19 protein-coding genes and 1 riboswitch are annotated in these 14,801 nt (G+C 65.8%); of the genes, 9 read left to right on the top strand and 10 right to left on the bottom strand.

Features of this window, described 5'->3' with window-relative positions:
- Window positions 1-5: 5 nt before the first annotated feature.
- The 6 genes from tolB to AB4851_RS32105 form a co-directional block, all read right to left on the bottom strand.
- Window positions 6-1,304, bottom strand: coding sequence for a Tol-Pal system beta propeller repeat protein TolB (gene tolB, locus AB4851_RS32130; RefSeq protein WP_414450282.1), 1,299 nt, complete (start codon window positions 1,302-1,304; stop codon window positions 6-8).
- An 88-nt stretch (window positions 1,305-1,392) separates the two neighbouring features.
- Window positions 1,393-2,460 (bottom strand): cell envelope integrity protein TolA, encoded by a 1,068-nt coding sequence (gene tolA, locus AB4851_RS32125; RefSeq protein WP_414450281.1) that lies wholly within the window; start codon window positions 2,458-2,460, stop codon window positions 1,393-1,395.
- Window positions 2,457-2,906 carry a protein TolR gene (gene tolR, locus AB4851_RS32120; RefSeq protein ID WP_414444036.1) on the bottom strand — a complete coding sequence of 150 codons (450 nt, stop codon included), beginning with the start codon at window positions 2,904-2,906 and terminating at the stop codon, window positions 2,457-2,459. The genes tolA and tolR overlap by 4 nt, the downstream gene beginning before the upstream one ends.
- Window positions 2,907-2,916: 10 nt before the next feature.
- Entirely contained in the window at window positions 2,917-3,594 is a 678-nt protein-coding gene (tolQ, locus tag AB4851_RS32115; RefSeq protein ID WP_414450280.1) for a protein TolQ, read from the bottom strand.
- A 172-nt stretch (window positions 3,595-3,766) separates the two neighbouring features.
- A complete protein-coding gene (ybgC, locus tag AB4851_RS32110) occupies window positions 3,767-4,243 on the bottom strand; it encodes a tol-pal system-associated acyl-CoA thioesterase (RefSeq protein WP_414450279.1) in 477 nt (158 codons plus the stop codon).
- A 118-nt stretch (window positions 4,244-4,361) separates the two neighbouring features.
- Window positions 4,362-5,108, bottom strand: coding sequence for an SDR family oxidoreductase (locus AB4851_RS32105; protein ID WP_414450278.1), 747 nt, complete (start codon window positions 5,106-5,108; stop codon window positions 4,362-4,364).
- 235 nt (window positions 5,109-5,343) lie between these two features.
- Window positions 5,344-5,443: riboswitch (ZMP/ZTP riboswitch) on the top strand.
- Window positions 5,444-5,584: 141 nt separating this feature from the next.
- Between AB4851_RS32105 and glyA the strand changes: the two genes are divergently transcribed.
- The 7 genes from glyA to AB4851_RS32070 all read left to right on the top strand — a co-directional run bounded on the left by glyA (window position 5,585) and on the right by AB4851_RS32070 (window position 10,237).
- Window positions 5,585-6,832, top strand: a complete 1,248-nt coding sequence (gene glyA, locus AB4851_RS32100; protein WP_414450277.1) for a serine hydroxymethyltransferase — start codon at window positions 5,585-5,587, stop codon at window positions 6,830-6,832.
- A 6-nt stretch (window positions 6,833-6,838) separates the two neighbouring features.
- Window positions 6,839-7,324: a transcriptional regulator NrdR gene (gene nrdR, locus AB4851_RS32095; protein WP_414450276.1), complete on the top strand. Its 486-nt coding sequence runs from the start codon at window positions 6,839-6,841 to the stop codon at window positions 7,322-7,324.
- A 160-nt stretch (window positions 7,325-7,484) separates the two neighbouring features.
- Window positions 7,485-8,045, top strand: coding sequence for a GspH/FimT family pseudopilin (locus AB4851_RS32090; protein WP_414450275.1), 561 nt, complete (start codon window positions 7,485-7,487; stop codon window positions 8,043-8,045).
- A 14-nt stretch (window positions 8,046-8,059) separates the two neighbouring features.
- Window positions 8,060-8,416 carry a type IV pilus modification PilV family protein gene (locus AB4851_RS32085; protein ID WP_414450274.1) on the top strand — a complete coding sequence of 119 codons (357 nt, stop codon included), beginning with the start codon at window positions 8,060-8,062 and terminating at the stop codon, window positions 8,414-8,416.
- Entirely contained in the window at window positions 8,413-9,213 is an 801-nt protein-coding gene (locus AB4851_RS32080; protein ID WP_414450273.1) for a PilW family protein, read from the top strand. Before AB4851_RS32085 ends, AB4851_RS32080 begins: the two co-directional genes overlap by 4 nt.
- A gap of 131 nt (window positions 9,214-9,344) precedes the next feature.
- Window positions 9,345-9,785 (top strand): hypothetical protein, encoded by a 441-nt coding sequence (locus tag AB4851_RS32075; RefSeq protein ID WP_414450272.1) that lies wholly within the window; start codon window positions 9,345-9,347, stop codon window positions 9,783-9,785.
- Window positions 9,786-9,820: 35 nt separating this feature from the next.
- Window positions 9,821-10,237: a type IV pilin protein gene (locus tag AB4851_RS32070; protein ID WP_414450271.1), complete on the top strand. Its 417-nt coding sequence runs from the start codon at window positions 9,821-9,823 to the stop codon at window positions 10,235-10,237.
- 34 nt (window positions 10,238-10,271) lie between these two features.
- Here the strand turns inward: AB4851_RS32070 and AB4851_RS32065 are convergent, their stop codons facing one another.
- The 3 genes from AB4851_RS32065 to AB4851_RS32055 form a co-directional block, all read right to left on the bottom strand.
- Window positions 10,272-10,772, bottom strand: a complete 501-nt coding sequence (locus tag AB4851_RS32065; protein WP_414450270.1) for a DUF3318 domain-containing protein — start codon at window positions 10,770-10,772, stop codon at window positions 10,272-10,274.
- A gap of 21 nt (window positions 10,773-10,793) precedes the next feature.
- Complete coding sequence (locus AB4851_RS32060; protein WP_414450269.1) at window positions 10,794-11,183, bottom strand: phage holin family protein; 390 nt, start codon at window positions 11,181-11,183, stop codon at window positions 10,794-10,796.
- 112 nt (window positions 11,184-11,295) lie between these two features.
- Window positions 11,296-11,598, bottom strand: a complete 303-nt coding sequence (locus tag AB4851_RS32055) for a DUF883 family protein (RefSeq protein ID WP_414445529.1) — start codon at window positions 11,596-11,598, stop codon at window positions 11,296-11,298.
- Window positions 11,599-11,927: 329 nt separating this feature from the next.
- Between AB4851_RS32055 and AB4851_RS32050 the strand changes: the two genes are divergently transcribed.
- Window positions 11,928-12,566: a peroxiredoxin gene (locus AB4851_RS32050; protein ID WP_414450268.1), complete on the top strand. Its 639-nt coding sequence runs from the start codon at window positions 11,928-11,930 to the stop codon at window positions 12,564-12,566.
- Window positions 12,567-12,693: 127 nt separating this feature from the next.
- Here AB4851_RS32050 and AB4851_RS32045 read toward each other — a convergent pair whose 3' ends face one another.
- Entirely contained in the window at window positions 12,694-13,881 is a 1,188-nt protein-coding gene (locus tag AB4851_RS32045; RefSeq protein ID WP_414450267.1) for an acyl-CoA dehydrogenase, read from the bottom strand.
- A gap of 76 nt (window positions 13,882-13,957) precedes the next feature.
- On the opposite strand from AB4851_RS32045, the gene AB4851_RS32040 reads away from it, so the two are divergent.
- The gene (locus tag AB4851_RS32040) at window positions 13,958-14,746 is read left to right on the top strand and encodes an IclR family transcriptional regulator (RefSeq protein WP_414450266.1); all 789 of its coding nucleotides are present in this window, start codon (window positions 13,958-13,960) and stop codon (window positions 14,744-14,746) included.
- Window positions 14,747-14,801 lie beyond the last annotated feature (55 nt).

Below are 14,801 nucleotides of genomic sequence, written 5' to 3'. Positions count from 1 at the left end.
GTTGGTCATTGCATGAACGGCCCCCACGACGGCTCGCGGAACGAGCCGCCCTGGACGGGCAGAATCTGCGGCGGCGAACTGCCGTCGGACGGGACGGCGGCCAGCACACTGCGGCCATTGGCTTGGGTCGCGTACAGCACGTATTGACCGTTTGCCGCGAAACTCGGCGATTCGTCGTGCGTCGTATTGGTGACCGCGTTGGCGGCGCCGGTTTGCAGATCCTGGACATACAGCTTGAAGCCCCCGCCGGTACGCGAGATGTACGCGAGGAGCTTGCCGTCGGGGCTGATGCGCGGGCTGGTGTTGTAGTTGCCCGTGAACGTCACGCGTTGCGCGCTACCGGCGCTTTCGCCCTGGGCGGGCATCCGGTAGATTTGCGGCGCACCGCCGCGATCGCTGGTGAAGTAGATCCACCGGCCATCAGGAGAATAAAACGGTTCCGTATCGATCGAGCTGCTCTGGGTGAGCCGGCGCAGGCCCGTGCCCGTCGCGCTGACCGAGTAGATTTGCGTGTTGCCCGACAACGACAGCGCGACTGCCAGCGTCTGGCCGTCCGGCGCCCAGGCCGGCGCGCTGTTGTTGCCCTTCTGGTTGGAAATCACGTAGCGGCGGCCGGTGGGCAGGTCGTGGATATACACCACCGGCTTGCGCAGTTCGAACGACACGTAAGCAACCTTCGTTCCGCTCGGCGACCACGCCGGCGAGATGATCGGCTCGGAACTGGTCAGTGCCGGCACCGCGTTCTCGCCATCCGAATCGGAGATCAGCAGGCGGTATTTGCCGCCCGAACGCGTCACGTACGAGAGCCGCGTGTTGAACACGCCGCGCACGCCGAGCAGCTTCTGATAGATGAAATCGGCGATCTTGTGGCCCGTCTTGCGCATGCTTTCGGCATCGCCCGACGCCGTCAGCGACAGGCCGCCGAGGCTCTGCTGCTTGTTCGTGTCGAACAGCATGAAGTTGACCTTCACCTGGCCGCCTTCGCGATCCACGGTGCCGGCGACGAACGCGTTCGCGCCCTTGCCCTTCCACGCCGCGTAGTCCACCGGCGCCGTTTCCGGCACCGGGGTGCTGCCCGCGTCGATGTTCGAGAACTTGCCGGTGCGGGACAGATCCGAGCGCACCACGGCCGTCACCGATTGCGGCAGGCCCGCTTCGTTGACGAAATTCGCGGTGGCGATCGGAATCTGGGTCGATCCGACGCCCGTGATGAGAACGTTGACCTGCGCGTTCGCGGCACTGCCCGCCGCGATCAGACACGAGGCCACGAGTGCCCTGAAACCCAGCTTCGTCATCAAACTCATGCTTACCGATTCCCGTATGTAGCTGCGCATGCGCAGAGACTCGACAATAGTCGATTCGTTCCGAACAGCTTGCGCGCGAGTGTAATGCTTAATTCGCGTCGCCGGCCGCCCGGAAGGTAATTGCAATGTTGCCCGGGGTGCTTCCGTTAGTATCGGGCGGCAGCGGCGAGGCGTTACGCACCGCGCTCACGACCGTGTCATCCCAGGCCGAATTGCCGCTCGACCGCGTTACCGTCACGCCGAGCACATCGCCCGACGGCGAGCAGCGAACCTGCACGCGCGTTTCCAGACCTTCGCGTGAGCCGCCCCAGGTGATGAACGGCTTCACCCGGCGCTTGACCTTGTCGGCATAGCCCGGCGAGGCGGCGTTGCCGCCCGAGCCGCTGCCCGTGCCGCTCTTTGCGAGCCCGTCGGCGCCGCCCGAACCACCGGCCGCGCCCTGCAACTGGGCGAGGCGAGCTTGGCGTTCCTTGTCCAGCTTGGCCTTGGAAGCGGCGTCGGCCTTGGCTTTCGCGACGGCTTCGGCCTTCGCCTTGGCGGCGGCTTCCGATTTGGCCGCCGCCGCGGCCTTGTCGGCCTCGGCCTTCTTCTCGGCTTCGGCCTGCGCTTGCGCCTGCTTGCGTTGCTGGTCGAGCTTCTGCTGTTGTTCGAGTTTCTTCTGCTGGTCGGCGAGCTGTTGTTGCCGCAGCTTGTCCGCCTGTTTTTGCTTCTCGGCCTGCTTGTCCGCCGCTTGCTGCTGGGCCAGTTGCTGCGCGGCCAGTTGGGCGGCGCGCTTGGCCTGCGCTTCCTGCTCGGCTTTCAGTGCCTGCTGGCGCTGTTCGGCGAGCTGGGCTTCGCGTGCCGCCGCTTCCTGTTGTTGGCGGCGTTTTTGCTGCAGCGCAATATCGGCATTATCGTCCTTTATCGGCGGCGGCGGCGCGGGTGCGACCTTGACGGGCGGGGCGGGCTGAACCGGTTGCGGCGCCGGTGAATCGGGCACTTCGGTCCACAGCTCGGCTTCCGCGCCGGCCGGCGTGCTGTTTTGCCACTGCACGCCGTGATAGAGCAGGGCGATCAGCAGCACGTGCATCAACGCGGCCAGCACGAACGCGCGCCCCGTGCCGCGTTCTTGCGGCGGGCTCAACGGCGAGGCGGTGCGTTGTTTGCGCTGATTCATTTCGATTTGACGAGGAGGCCCACGCGCTTGACGCCGCGTGCTTTCAGGTCCGACATGACGGTCATGACCTTGTCGTACTGCACGGTTTTGTCGGCTGCGATCACAACCGGTTGGTCGGGATGATCGGCCTGGCGCGACGCGATGAAGTCGTCGAGTTCGGCCTTCGTCATCGCGTCTTCCTGCGATGCGCCGGCTTCGCTCTTGTAGCGAACGCTCATCTTGCCGTCGGCCTGGATGTTGACCACCACGGGCGGCGTCTGATCCTGCGGAGCGGCATTGCCGACCGTCGGCAGGTTCACGATCGACGGTGCGACGAGCGGTGCCGTGACCATGAAGATCACGAGCAGCACGAGCATCACGTCGATATAGGGAACGACGTTGATGTCGGACATCGAGCGGCGCGAACGGCCGCCGCGCATGCTGGAACGAAAGGGAGTGCCGGCCATCGCGTGCTCCTTATTGCGCCTGGCGCTGCAGGATGTTCGAGAATTCTTCGACGAAGGTTTCGAAGCGGCTGGCCAGACGATCGATGTCGTGCGCGTAGCGGTTGTACGCCACCACGGCCGGAATCGCGGCGAACAGGCCGATCGCGGTGGCGACGAGCGCCTCGGCGATGCCCGGCGCAACGTTGGCGAGCGTGGCCTGCTGCACGTTGGCGAGGCCGCGGAACGAATTCATGATCCCCCAGACCGTGCCGAACAGGCCGATGTACGGGCTGACCGAGCCGACCGAGGCGAGGAACGCGAGGTTGTTTTCGAGCATGTCGAGCTCGCGCTGGAACGAGGCGCGCATCGCGCGGCGGGCGCCTTCGAGAATCAGCGATGGATCGGTCATGCGCTTTTCCTTGGCTTTCAGGAATTCGCGCATGCCCGATTCGAAGATCCGTTCGAGCGAGCCGATCGTATGGCGATTGTTGGCTGCGCTCTGATACAACGCCTGCAGGTCGCCGCCCGACCAGAATTCGCGTTCGAAGCGTTCGGTCTGGATGCGGGCGCGCCGGATCGCGAACCACTTGCGGAAGATGATCGTCCAGGAGAACAGCGACAGCAGCAGCAGCAGCCCCATCACGGCCTGGGCGAGCAAGCTCGCATTGAGGACGAGAGAAACGATCGACAAGTCTTGAGCAGAATTCATAGGTGTGTGGTTGTCATGCCTTCTTGGCCGTCGCGCCGAGTTGTCGCATGGCTGGCGCTACGGGTCCGGCTTCCGGACGGTTATGGCAGGTCGTCTGCCGACGCCCTGTGTTGCTGCGTTTCCGTTCGCTGCTCTTATCGATCCCGGATCGGGGCCGCAAGTTTCATCGGTTTTAGATAAACGGTATTGATGCGTCGGCCGTTGACAGATTCGAGGCCGGACCCCGTTCCAGTGCACCGCGAACGGCAGCCGGGATGCCCACCGGCCGCAGCGAAGCGCGATCGACCCAGCCGATGCCGGTGCGCCCGGATACCAGCAGCGCGTCGCCGTGCCAGGCCTCCTGAACGAAGATCAGCGAGGCTCGCCCGAAGCGCTCGATTCGGCTGACGATGGTCAGCAGATCGTCGAGCCGGGCTGGCGCGCGGTAATCGACCGCCGTGTCGCGCACCACGAACATCGCGCCGGTTTCCGCGGCGAGATGATGCTGATCGAGCCCGCAGGCGCGCAGCCATTCGGTGCGGGCGCGCTCGAAATACTTCAGATAATTGGCGTAGAAGACGATCCCGCCGGCGTCGGTATCTTCGTAATACACACGCACTGGCCAGTGGAACGCAAACGCGGCTTCGGGCTTACGATCGGCGTCGGTCATGGCAGCGCATTCTACCGGAACGTTTCGCCGCTTTCGGCCGGGTTTGGTAACCGAATGTTGCGCGCGCGACGACCTGCCCGGCCCCGCCGAGGGGCATGGGAGCAGGCCGGGAGCGTATTTAGCCGCGATGCACTGCGAGGCCGGCCGGCGCTTGCGCGACCGGCATCATTTCGACCGTATTGATGTTGACGTGGGCGGGGCGCGTCGCGATCCAGTAGATCGTGTCGGCGATGTCCTCCGCCGTGAGCGGCTGGACGTTCGCGTAGACATTGGAGGCCTTTTCATCGTCGCCGCGAAAGCGCACGTTCGAGAATTCGGTGCCGCCGCACAGGCCCGGCTCGATGTCGGTCACGCGCAGCGGCGTACCGAGCAGATCGGTGCGCAGGTTCAGGCTGAATTGTCGGACGAATGCCTTGGTCGCGCCGTACACGTTGCCGCCTGCGTACGGATAGGTGCCGGCCACCGAGCCAAGATTGAAGACGTGGCCGCGACCGCGCGCGATCATGCCGGGCAGCAAGGTGTGCGTGACGGTGACGAGGCCCGAGCAATTGGTGTCGATCATCGTCTGCCATTCGTCGAGGCTGGCGCGCTGCGCCGGCTCGGTGCCGAGCGCGAGGCCGGCGTTGTTGACGAGCACGTCGACATCGGCGAACTCCGTGGGCAAGCCGTTCAGCGTCGCCTCGACGGCGCCGCGGTCGCGCACGTCGAGCTCGACGGGCAGCAGGGCTGCGCCCAGTTCGGCGGCGAGTGCGTCGAGGCGGTCCTTGCGGCGGGCGCTGGCGACCACGCGGTGGCCGCCCTTGACGAACGCTCGGGCGATGGCGGCGCCGAATCCTGCGGATGCGCCGGTGACGAACACGATCATTGCTGCTCCTGGTCGGTAGGGTGAAACGATAGGGGGGATCGTTAGCCTACTGAGAATGCCGCGTTGCGGCAAGGCGACATGCTCCGGCCGCGGGGCCGGCCAAGCGTGTGCCGACCGCTCGGAAAGCCGCGTCCGGCTTGGGAGTCGGATTGATTTTGTTCGTGCCCCTATTGCTTCGGCGGGGTGGCCGGCCGGTTGCCTATTCATCGGGCATCCAATAAACTACGGCGCTCATCAGCCCCTGCGTGACTGGCGATAGAACCCTCGGGTTCAAGGTGGAGCATCCCACCGTGAAGCGCAGGGCTTCGTTTTTGCCGTTCGCCTGGGCAGCCGTTGTGCGCCGTTGCGTACATTGCCGGTGGCTGTCCGCCTTGCGTCAACCGGATTTTTCCGTCGCGCCGGGCTGGCCATGCCGCCAGCATTGCGCAATGTACTCGGCCGCCCCGGTCAACCTGTACACACTTGACGGAAACCGTATGTTTGACAGAGCCCAAAGCACCATCGCGAACGTCGATCCCGACCTCTGGCAGGCGATCCAGCACGAAAACCAGCGCCAGGAAGATCACATCGAGCTGATCGCTTCCGAGAACTACACCAGCCCGGCAGTCATGGCTGCGCAAGGTTCGCAACTGACCAACAAGTACGCGGAAGGCTACCCCGGCAAGCGCTATTACGGCGGCTGCGAGAACGTGGACGTGGTCGAGCAACTGGCGATCGATCGCGTGAAGGCGCTGTTCGGCGCGGAAGCGGCGAACGTGCAGCCGAACTCGGGTTCGCAGGCGAACCAGGGCGTGTTCTTCGCGGTGCTGAAGCCGGGCGACACGATCATGGGCCTGAGCCTGGCCGAAGGCGGCCACCTGACGCACGGCATGGCGCTGAACATGTCGGGCAAGTGGTTCAACGTGGTCAGCTACGGCCTGGACGCGAACGAAGACATCGATTACGAAGCACTGGAAAAGCGCGCGCACGAAACCAAGCCGAAGCTGATCATCGCGGGCGCCTCGGCGTTCTCGCTGAAGATCGATTTCGAGCGGATCTCGCGCGTGGCGAAGGACATCGGCGCGTACTTCATGGTCGACATGGCGCACTACGCCGGCTTGATCGCAGCGGGGCTGTATCCGAACCCGGTGCCGCACGCCGATTTCGTGACCACGACGACGCACAAGAGCCTGCGCGGCCCGCGCGGCGGCGTGATCCTGATGAAGGCGGAGTTCGAGAAGCAGATCAACTCGGCGATCTTCCCGGGGATTCAGGGTGGCCCGCTGATGCACGTGATCGCGGCGAAGGCGGTGGCGTTCAAGGAAGCCGGTTCGGCGGAATTCAAGACGTATCAGCAGCAAGTGGTGGACAACGCGCGCGTGCTGGCGGAAACGCTGGTCAAGCGTGGCCTGCGGATCGTGTCGGGCCGCACGGAAAGCCATGTGATGCTGGTGGATCTGCAAGCGAAGAAGATCACGGGCAAGGCGGCGGAAGCGGCGCTGGGCCTGGCGCACATCACGGTGAACAAGAACGCGATTCCGAATGACCCGGAAAAGCCGTTCGTGACCTCGGGCGTTCGCCTGGGCTCGCCGGCGATGACGACGCGCGGCTTCGGCACGAAGGAAGCCGAGATCGTCGGCAACCTGATCGCCGACGTGCTGGACAACCCGGAAGATGCGGCTACGCTCGAACGCGTGCGCGGCCAGGTCAGCGAGCTGACCAAGCGTTTCCCGGTCTATCGCTGATCGCCGATGCGCTGCCCGTTCTGCCGGCATGAGGACACGCAGGTTGTCGATTCCCGCGTGTCCGAAGATGGCGCCGCGATCCGGCGCCGCCGCCGCTGCTCCGCCTGCGACAAGCGTTTCACGACGTACGAGCGCGTGGAGCTGGCGTTGCCGGCGGTCGTCAAGAAGGACGGCAGCCGCACGGAATTCGACCGCCGCAAGATCGTCGCGAGCATGCAACTGGCGCTGCGCAAGCGGCCCGTTGCGGCGGATGCGATCGACGCGTCGGTCGCCCGCATCGAGTATCAACTGCTCGCTACCGGCGAGCGCGAGGTGCGCAGCGAGAAGCTCGGCGAACTCGTCATGAACGAGTTGCGCGAGCTCGACACCATCGCTTACGTGCGCTTCGCATCGGTCTATCGGCGTTTCGAGGATGTCTCCGAATTCGCCGACGTGATCGAGGAATTCCGCCGCGCGGTGCCGGCCAAGCCGGGCCCGGCCCGCAAGCGCTGATTTCCTTTCCTTCCGCTTCATTCCCGCTCTCCTGAACCGATCTCGTCGCAACGATTGTTGCCGGCGATGACGGTTTGCGCCATTAGGCCGTTCGGCCAATGGCGCGCCTGCGTTCGTCCCGCTACAGTCCTCGCATCGTTCTGGCGAAGCGGGGTTGGGCATGCGGATCACGAAACGGATGGCGGGCGTCACGCTCGTGGAATCGATGCTGGCGATCGCGCTGCTTGCGATCGTTGCGGCCTACGCGTCGCCATCGTTCGTTGTCTGGCGGCAGCGCGACCGAGTGGAAGCCGGTGCAATGTCGATGCTGGCGGCGCTGGCCACCGCACGCGTCGAGGCCGTGTCGCGAGGCGTGCGTGTCGCGGTTTGCCGCGGCGATCAGAACCCCGTATGCGCAACGAGCGGGGGCACTTGCAAGATCGAAGGTGAGTGGTCGTGCGGATGGAGCATCGTGTTGCCCGATTCGCACCGGCATGAGCCGGCAGTGCTCCGGCGAGTGCCGGCCATGTCGGGTGTGCGAGTCGACGGCGCGGCCGGTGGTGTGGTGTTTACGCCGCCTGCGGGGCAGGTGATCGGCGGCTTTCGGCGCTTCGAATTTTTACCGCAGGAGCTGCGCGGCGTGGTGGACGGCGCACGAGCAATACGCGTTGCGCGTTGCCTCAGGATTGCCGCAGGCGGCCGCGCGCGCGTCACGGCTGGACGCTGCGGGGCAACGCAATGAGGTGCGCGCGAAGGATGGCCGGCAGCGCTTTGCTCGAAGTGGCGATCGCGATGCTGTTGCTTGCGGGTGCAACGATTGCTGTGCTCGGCGCGCAACTCGCGATGCAGCGGGCGGCATCCGAAGCTGCCACGCGCATGCGGGCGTTCCGGATGGCCGACTCATGGGCGGAGCTTGCGCGCAGCGGAAGTACCTCGACGATCGACCTCGTGCGCGCCTCGGCAGGTTTGAACGACATGCAAATCGACAGCACGATGCGCGCTGCATTCGCACAGGTCGAAGTGCGATGGCGGCGCGATGTACCGGCATCGAACGATAGGGTTTGCAGCCAGGGTTGCGTGGCGTTGGCGTTCTCGGCGGGAGGGGAGCGATGAGGCGACGTCATACCGAGCAGGCGCATACGCTCATCGAAGCATTGATCGCGCTGGCGTTGGCGGCCTTCGTCGTGGCCGCCGCCGTGTCGCTCTACCGAGCGCAACGCAGCACGCATGGGGCGTCGCTCGACGGCATGCGGGCGCGCGATGCGGCATCCACGGCGCTGGCCTTGATCGCGCAATCGGTGCGCATGGCCGGTTTCGTGCCGCTCGATACGCCGGTTGGCGCAGCGAGCGCGCCACTGTTCGGATGCGCGTCGGCACGGCCATCCGGAGATCCGGCGCGACCCGGCTGCTCCGGCGCGACGACCGATTCCGACGGCCTGCAGGTGCGCTACATCGGCGACGCGGTATCGACCTGGCCGACCGCGAGCGGGCAGGTGACCGACTGTCTCGGGCAAGGCGTCGGTGCGGAGGTCGAGCGTCCATCGATCGTCAATCGCTACTTCGTTCGCAACGGCAGCCGCAGCGGCGAACCGGAACTCTATTGCGAGGGCGGCGGGCGCCCTGGTGTGGCCCAGCCGCTTGTGGAGGGCGTCGAACGGTTGCGCATGCGTTACCGCTTGCACGACGAGGCGGCATGGCGAGACGCCGGAACGATCACGGGGGCGGCATGGGCGAACGTGGTGGCTGTCGAAGTCTGCGTCGAGGTGCGTGGCACGCCAGGGTCGCGGGCAAACCGCTATGTCGATTGCGATGGTCGAGCACGTGGGGTCCGGGATGGTCGGGCACGCTGGATCGCACGGCAATGGCTGTCGTTGCGTAACGGCATTGCCGCCGAAGGCGCCACGCGATGAACCGAGCCCGTTTCATCGCGCTATCGCACGGCCGCCGCCGGCACGAGCGCATGACGGGTGCGGCCCTGCCGGGCGTGCTTGCCATCTTGTCCGCGATGCTCGTCGTCAGCGCGGGAGGTTTCGAGATGTCGATGTCCGATGCGCGCGCGGTGGGCGCTTACGCATCGCGCAGCATCGCCTTCCACGCCGCCGAGGCCGCGCTGGACGCATGCGAGCGAAGCCTGGCCGAGCGCGTCGCCCTCATCGCGCGGCCGATGCGGACATCGAGCGTGCGGAGCGCGGTTGGCGAGCCGAGTGGATGGCGGCAACCTGGCGCCCTCGATGGCCCGGCCGCGCTGCATCCATTCCCGAGCTGGCCCGGCGCCGCGATGCCGCCTGCGTGCCTGATCGAACGCTGGCCGCTCGCTTCGCATCCACGATGGCAGGCCTATTTGCTGACTGCGGCCGGAACCGGCACGACGCGCACCACGCGCATCTGGCTGCAGGCGCAGGTCGCGTTCGAGGGCGATGTGATGGTCGCGCGGCGTTGGCGTCATGTCGTGGCGGCCCCGTTCGAGGGGAATGCACCGTGATCCGACTGCGCACATACAGGTGCCGATCGAACAGCATGTCGGCCTTCACGCTGATCGAACTGACGATCGTTTTGGCGGTCGCCGCCGTGATCGCGGCATTCGCGGTGCCGTCGTATCGGCGGCAGATCGAGCGCGGTCATCGTCTCGCCACCGTCACGGCGCTCTATCGCGCCGCGCACGATCTGGCTGCGCGTGGAGGCGGCGAGCCGGGCAAGCAGCCCGTCGAACTGGGTACGATCCCGGAGCAGGGCGCACCGGTATACCGGCTGACAGTCGAGTCGGCGGGTTCGGAAGGCTATGTGTTGAGCGCGACGCCGGAGCGGCAAGGGCCGATGGCCGAGGATCGCTGCGGCAGCTATCTGCTGCGTTCGGACGGTTCGCGAGCGAATCGGATGCCGGGCGCGGAAGCCGGCCCGGAAGAACCGCGGCCGGCGTGCTGGATGATGCGATGAAGGGTGCCGGCACGATACGCCGGCACCCGCAGGATCAGGGCCTGTCGCTGTCTTTCGTCGCGACGCGATGCGCACCGGTGGCGGCGCCGCCAACCTTGATGGCTTCCGCCGCGGCCTTGTCGCGTTGGGCGCCGCGCCAGATCTGGTAGGCCTCCCACACCGCGAAGCCGACCGATCCCCATTTCAGGGCGGGGACGGCGCTTTTGGCGACCAGCGAACGCACCGGCTTGGCGAGCACGGCCGACGCGAGCGAGCTGACGAGCGGGTATTGGCTGACGATCGAACCGAGGCTCGCGTTGATGCCTTTCGCCGAGCGGCTGAACGAGCTGCCCGAAAAGCCGGGCATCAGCAGCTTCAACCAGCGGAAGTGCGTCACGGCCTGGCGCAGTTCAGCGCCGGCTTCGGCCAGTTCGAGGCGTTCGACGTCCGAGCGCAGGATCAGCAATTCCTTGCGCAACGCACGGTACTGCGTGGGACTAAGCCGCCGCCGCGAACGCGGCTGGCGGAACGGGTCGTCCGAGGCGGATGAGTTCATGGCGCGTGGGCGTGAAGTGGGTCAGGGCTTGCCGCGAAACAGTTCGCGGTCCTTTTCGAGCTCGTGCAGCGTGGCCTCGAAGACGCTCGGCGCTTCGCGGAGGCCGCTGCGGGCCTTAAGCCCGCAGATCAGCGCGCCGATCGCATAGATTGCCGTAATGCCGGCCAGCGACTGCCAGCGGTAGGTGTCCCAAAATGCGATCGCGACCAGCACGGTCATGCTGATCAGGGCCATCGTGGCGAGCATCATCGCGCCGAGGCCGAGGAACAACACGCCGATCAGGCGCTCTTTTTCCTCGGCGAGCTCGATCCCGACCAGCTCCAGCCGGGTTTGCAGGAGCGCGAATACGGACCCGAGCAGGCGGCGCAACGGGCCGTGTGCTGAATGGAGCGGTGGCGTATCTGTCGTCATGGATGAGGCGCTTGCGCGTGCAGGAGGCGGCGAGCCGAGGCCGGCCGGCGCGAAGGGCGCCGGCCGGCCCGGCAGCGGGACACGGCGCCGCTCGCGGGCGCCGCGGTGGAACTTACTTGCGGTTGATCAGCAGGCCGATCAGCACGCCCACGCCTGCGGCAATGCCGATCGAGGTCCACGGATGTTCGTGAACGTAGTCGTCGGTGGCGCGCGCGGCCTTCTTGCCCTTCTCGACCACCACGACCTGAACGTCGGCGGCCTTTTCCTTCGCCTGCTTGAGGCGCGACAGCGCCTTTTCGCGAAGTTCCGACGCGCGATCACCCGTGCTGGCTGCCGCTTGTTTCAGCAGGTCTTCCGCATCCGCGAGAACGGTTTTGATATCCGACATCAGTTTCTCCTTGTTGATTTCCGACATTGCAACTCCCTTTGTGCAGAGGTACCACATAGCACACATCCTAGCGAAACCCGTGCCCGCTGGCGAGCAAGGGGTGCCGGATCGCGGCAGAGGCCCGCCAGGGGGCATGACGGGCCATGGTAAACGACTGGCGATAAAAGGAGGGAGTGAATCGCTTGCGAAAAAGTTTCCCCAAACTTTCAATGTGCCGGGAAAAAATGACAAAACCTCATGTCGATCTGACGGAATAATCGTTGCCCGAACAGCCTGTTGACGTAAGCTTGAGCTTTGGCCGCGCGCGTGCCGCGCCTGGCCGCCAACCACCGGTTCATTCATCCTGGAGGAGCAACATGAGTCTACGTCTTGGCGATATCGCACCCGACTTCGAGCAGGATTCGAGCCTCGGCCACATCAAGTTTCACGAGTGGCTCGGCAACAGCTGGGGCGTTCTGTTCTCGCATCCGGCCGACTACACCCCGGTGTGCACGACCGAACTGGGCCTGACCGCGAAGCTCAAGGGCGAGTTCGAGAAGCGCAACGTGAAGGCGATCGCGCTGTCGGTCGACAGCGCCGAGTCGCACAAGGGCTGGATCGGCGACATCAACGAAACGCAATCGACGGTCGTCAATTTCCCGATCCTCGCCGATGCCGACCGCAAGGTCTCGCAGCTGTACGACATGATCCACCCGAACGCGAACGAAACGCTGACCGTGCGTTCGCTGTTCGTCATCGATCCGAACAAGAAGGTGCGCCTGACCATCACCTATCCGGCCAGCACCGGCCGCAATTTCGACGAAGTGCTGCGCGTCATCGATTCGCTGCAACTGACCGACAACTACAAGGTCGCCACGCCGGGCAACTGGAAGGATGGCGACGATGTCGTGATCGTGCCGTCGCTGAAGGACGAGGAAGAGCTGAAGCAGCGCTTCCCGAAGGGCTACAAGGCCGTGCGTCCGTACCTGCGCCTCACGCCGCAGCCGAACAAGTGATCGCCGTGGCCGCCGCGCGCGGCCACACGACACGGCATTGAAAACGGGCATCGCAAGCCACGCTGCGATGCCCGTTTTTCATCGGTGCGAGGATCGGGGCCGGTGCGCTCCCGCTCGGTCGATCAGATCAGAAGAACGCCTGAATGCCGGTCTGCGCGCGGCCGAGGATCAGCGCATGGATGTCGTGCGTGCCCTCGTAGGTATTAACCACCTCGAGATTGACGAGGTGGCGCGCCACGCCGAATTCGTCCGAGATACCGTTGCCGCCGAGCATGTCGCGCGCGAGCCGTGCGATGTCGAGCGCCTTGCCGCACGAATTGCGCTTCATGATCGAGGTGATCTCGACGGCCGCGGTGCCTTCGTCCTTCATGCGGCCGAGGCGCAGCACGCCCTGCAGGGCGAGCGTGATTTCGGTCTGCATGTCGGCCAGCTTCTTCTGGATCAACTGGTTGGCGGCCAGCGGGCGGCCGAACTGATGACGATCGAGCACGTACTGGCGCGCCGTGTGCCAGCACGCTTCGGCCGCACCGAGCGCGCCCCAGGCGATGCCATAGCGCGCCGAATTCAGGCAGGTGAACGGGCCGCGCAGGCCACTGACGTTCGGCAGCAGGTTTTCCTCGGGCACGAACACCTCGTCGAGCACGATCTCGCCGGTGATCGACGCGCGCAGGCCCACCTTGCCGTGGATCGCCGGGGCGGACAGCCCCTTCCAGCCCTTTTCGAGGATGAAGCCGCGGATCGTGTCGCGGCCGTCCTCGTCGAGCTGCGCCCACACCACGAACACGTCGGCGATCGGCGAATTCGTGATCCACATCTTCGCGCCCGACAGCGCGTAGCCGCCCGCCACCTTCTTCGCGCGCGTGATCATGCTGCCCGGGTCCGAGCCGTGATTCGGCTCGGTCAGGCCGAAGCAGCCGATCCATTCGCCGCTCACGAGCTTCGGCAGATATTTCTGCTTCTGCGCCTCCGAACCGAATTCGAAGATCGGCACCATCACGAGCGACGACTGCACCGACATCATCGAGCGATAGCCGGAATCGACGCGCTCCACCTCGCGCGCGATCAGCCCGTAGCTGACGGCGTTCAGGCCGGGGCCGCCGTATTCCTCGGGGATCGTCGGGCCGAGCAGGCCGATTTCGCCCATCTCGCGGAAGATCGCCGCATCGGTTTTTTCGTGACGGAACGCGTCGGTCACGCGCGGCATGAGCTTGCCCTGCGCGTAAGCGTGGGCGGCGTCGCGGATCATCCGTTCGTCGTCGGCGAGCTGCTGGTCGAGCAGCAAAGGGTCGTCCCAATGGAAAGTGGCGGCAGCCATGTTTCATCTCCTTGCTTGACTGGAGTTCCGCTATGCGGAACAATGTTCTGCAAATTGACGTCCAGTGTAGCACCGTATGAATTCATCCCGTCTTGATCCGCCGCTCGACGAACGCAGGTTCGTCACGGCGCTTGCGCGCGGCCTCGATCTGCTGCGTGCGTTCCGTCCCGGCGAAACCATGCTCGGCAATCGCGATTTCGTGGAGCGCACCGGTTTGCCGAAAGCGACCGTGAACCGGCTCGCCTACACGTTGAGCGTGCTCGGCTATCTGCGCTTCGACGAGGCGCTCGGCAAGTACGCGCTCGACGCCGGCGTGCTGTCGCTCGGCTATGCGTTGCTGTCCGGCGCCAGCGCGCTCGACGTGGCGCGTCCGCACATGCAGGCGCTCGCGCGCGAGATCGGCGCGGCCGTCTCGCTCGGCTGCCGCGACGGCCTCGACATGATCTACCTCGAAACGATCCGCAGCGAGACGGCGCTCACGTTGGGGCTGGCCGCCGGTTCGCGGCTGTCGATGCTGACGAGTTCGATGGGGCGGGCCTATCTGGCCGTGCAGCCGGCCGATGCCTGCGCGGCGCTGCTGGCGGAGTTGAAGCGCGGCGTGGTGCCGGCGCGCGCGGGCGCGTCACGCGTGGCGGCGGCCGAGCGCGCGCTGGCCGATTTCGCGAGCGACGGGTGTTGCTATTCGTTTCGCGACTGGCACGACGACGTGAACGCGGCGGCCGTGCCGTATCGCGAGCCGCGCGAAGGGCGCTGGCTGATCCTCAGTTGCAGCGGGCCGGCGTCGTCGATGGGCGAGGAGGTGTTTCGCAAGCGCATCGGCCCGAAGCTGCGCGCGCTGGCGCAGCGGCTCGGCGAGCCGGGCTGAGCGCGAAACAACGGAAAGCGCCGGGCCGCCACGGCCACGGCGCGCAAGCGGCGCT

The organism is Burkholderia sp. 22PA0099 (assembly GCF_047497165.1).
GTDB lineage: Bacteria > Pseudomonadota > Gammaproteobacteria > Burkholderiales > Burkholderiaceae > Burkholderia.
The sequence above is the reverse complement of the archived record's forward strand: the minus strand, read 5'-3'. Positions and strand labels throughout refer to the sequence as shown.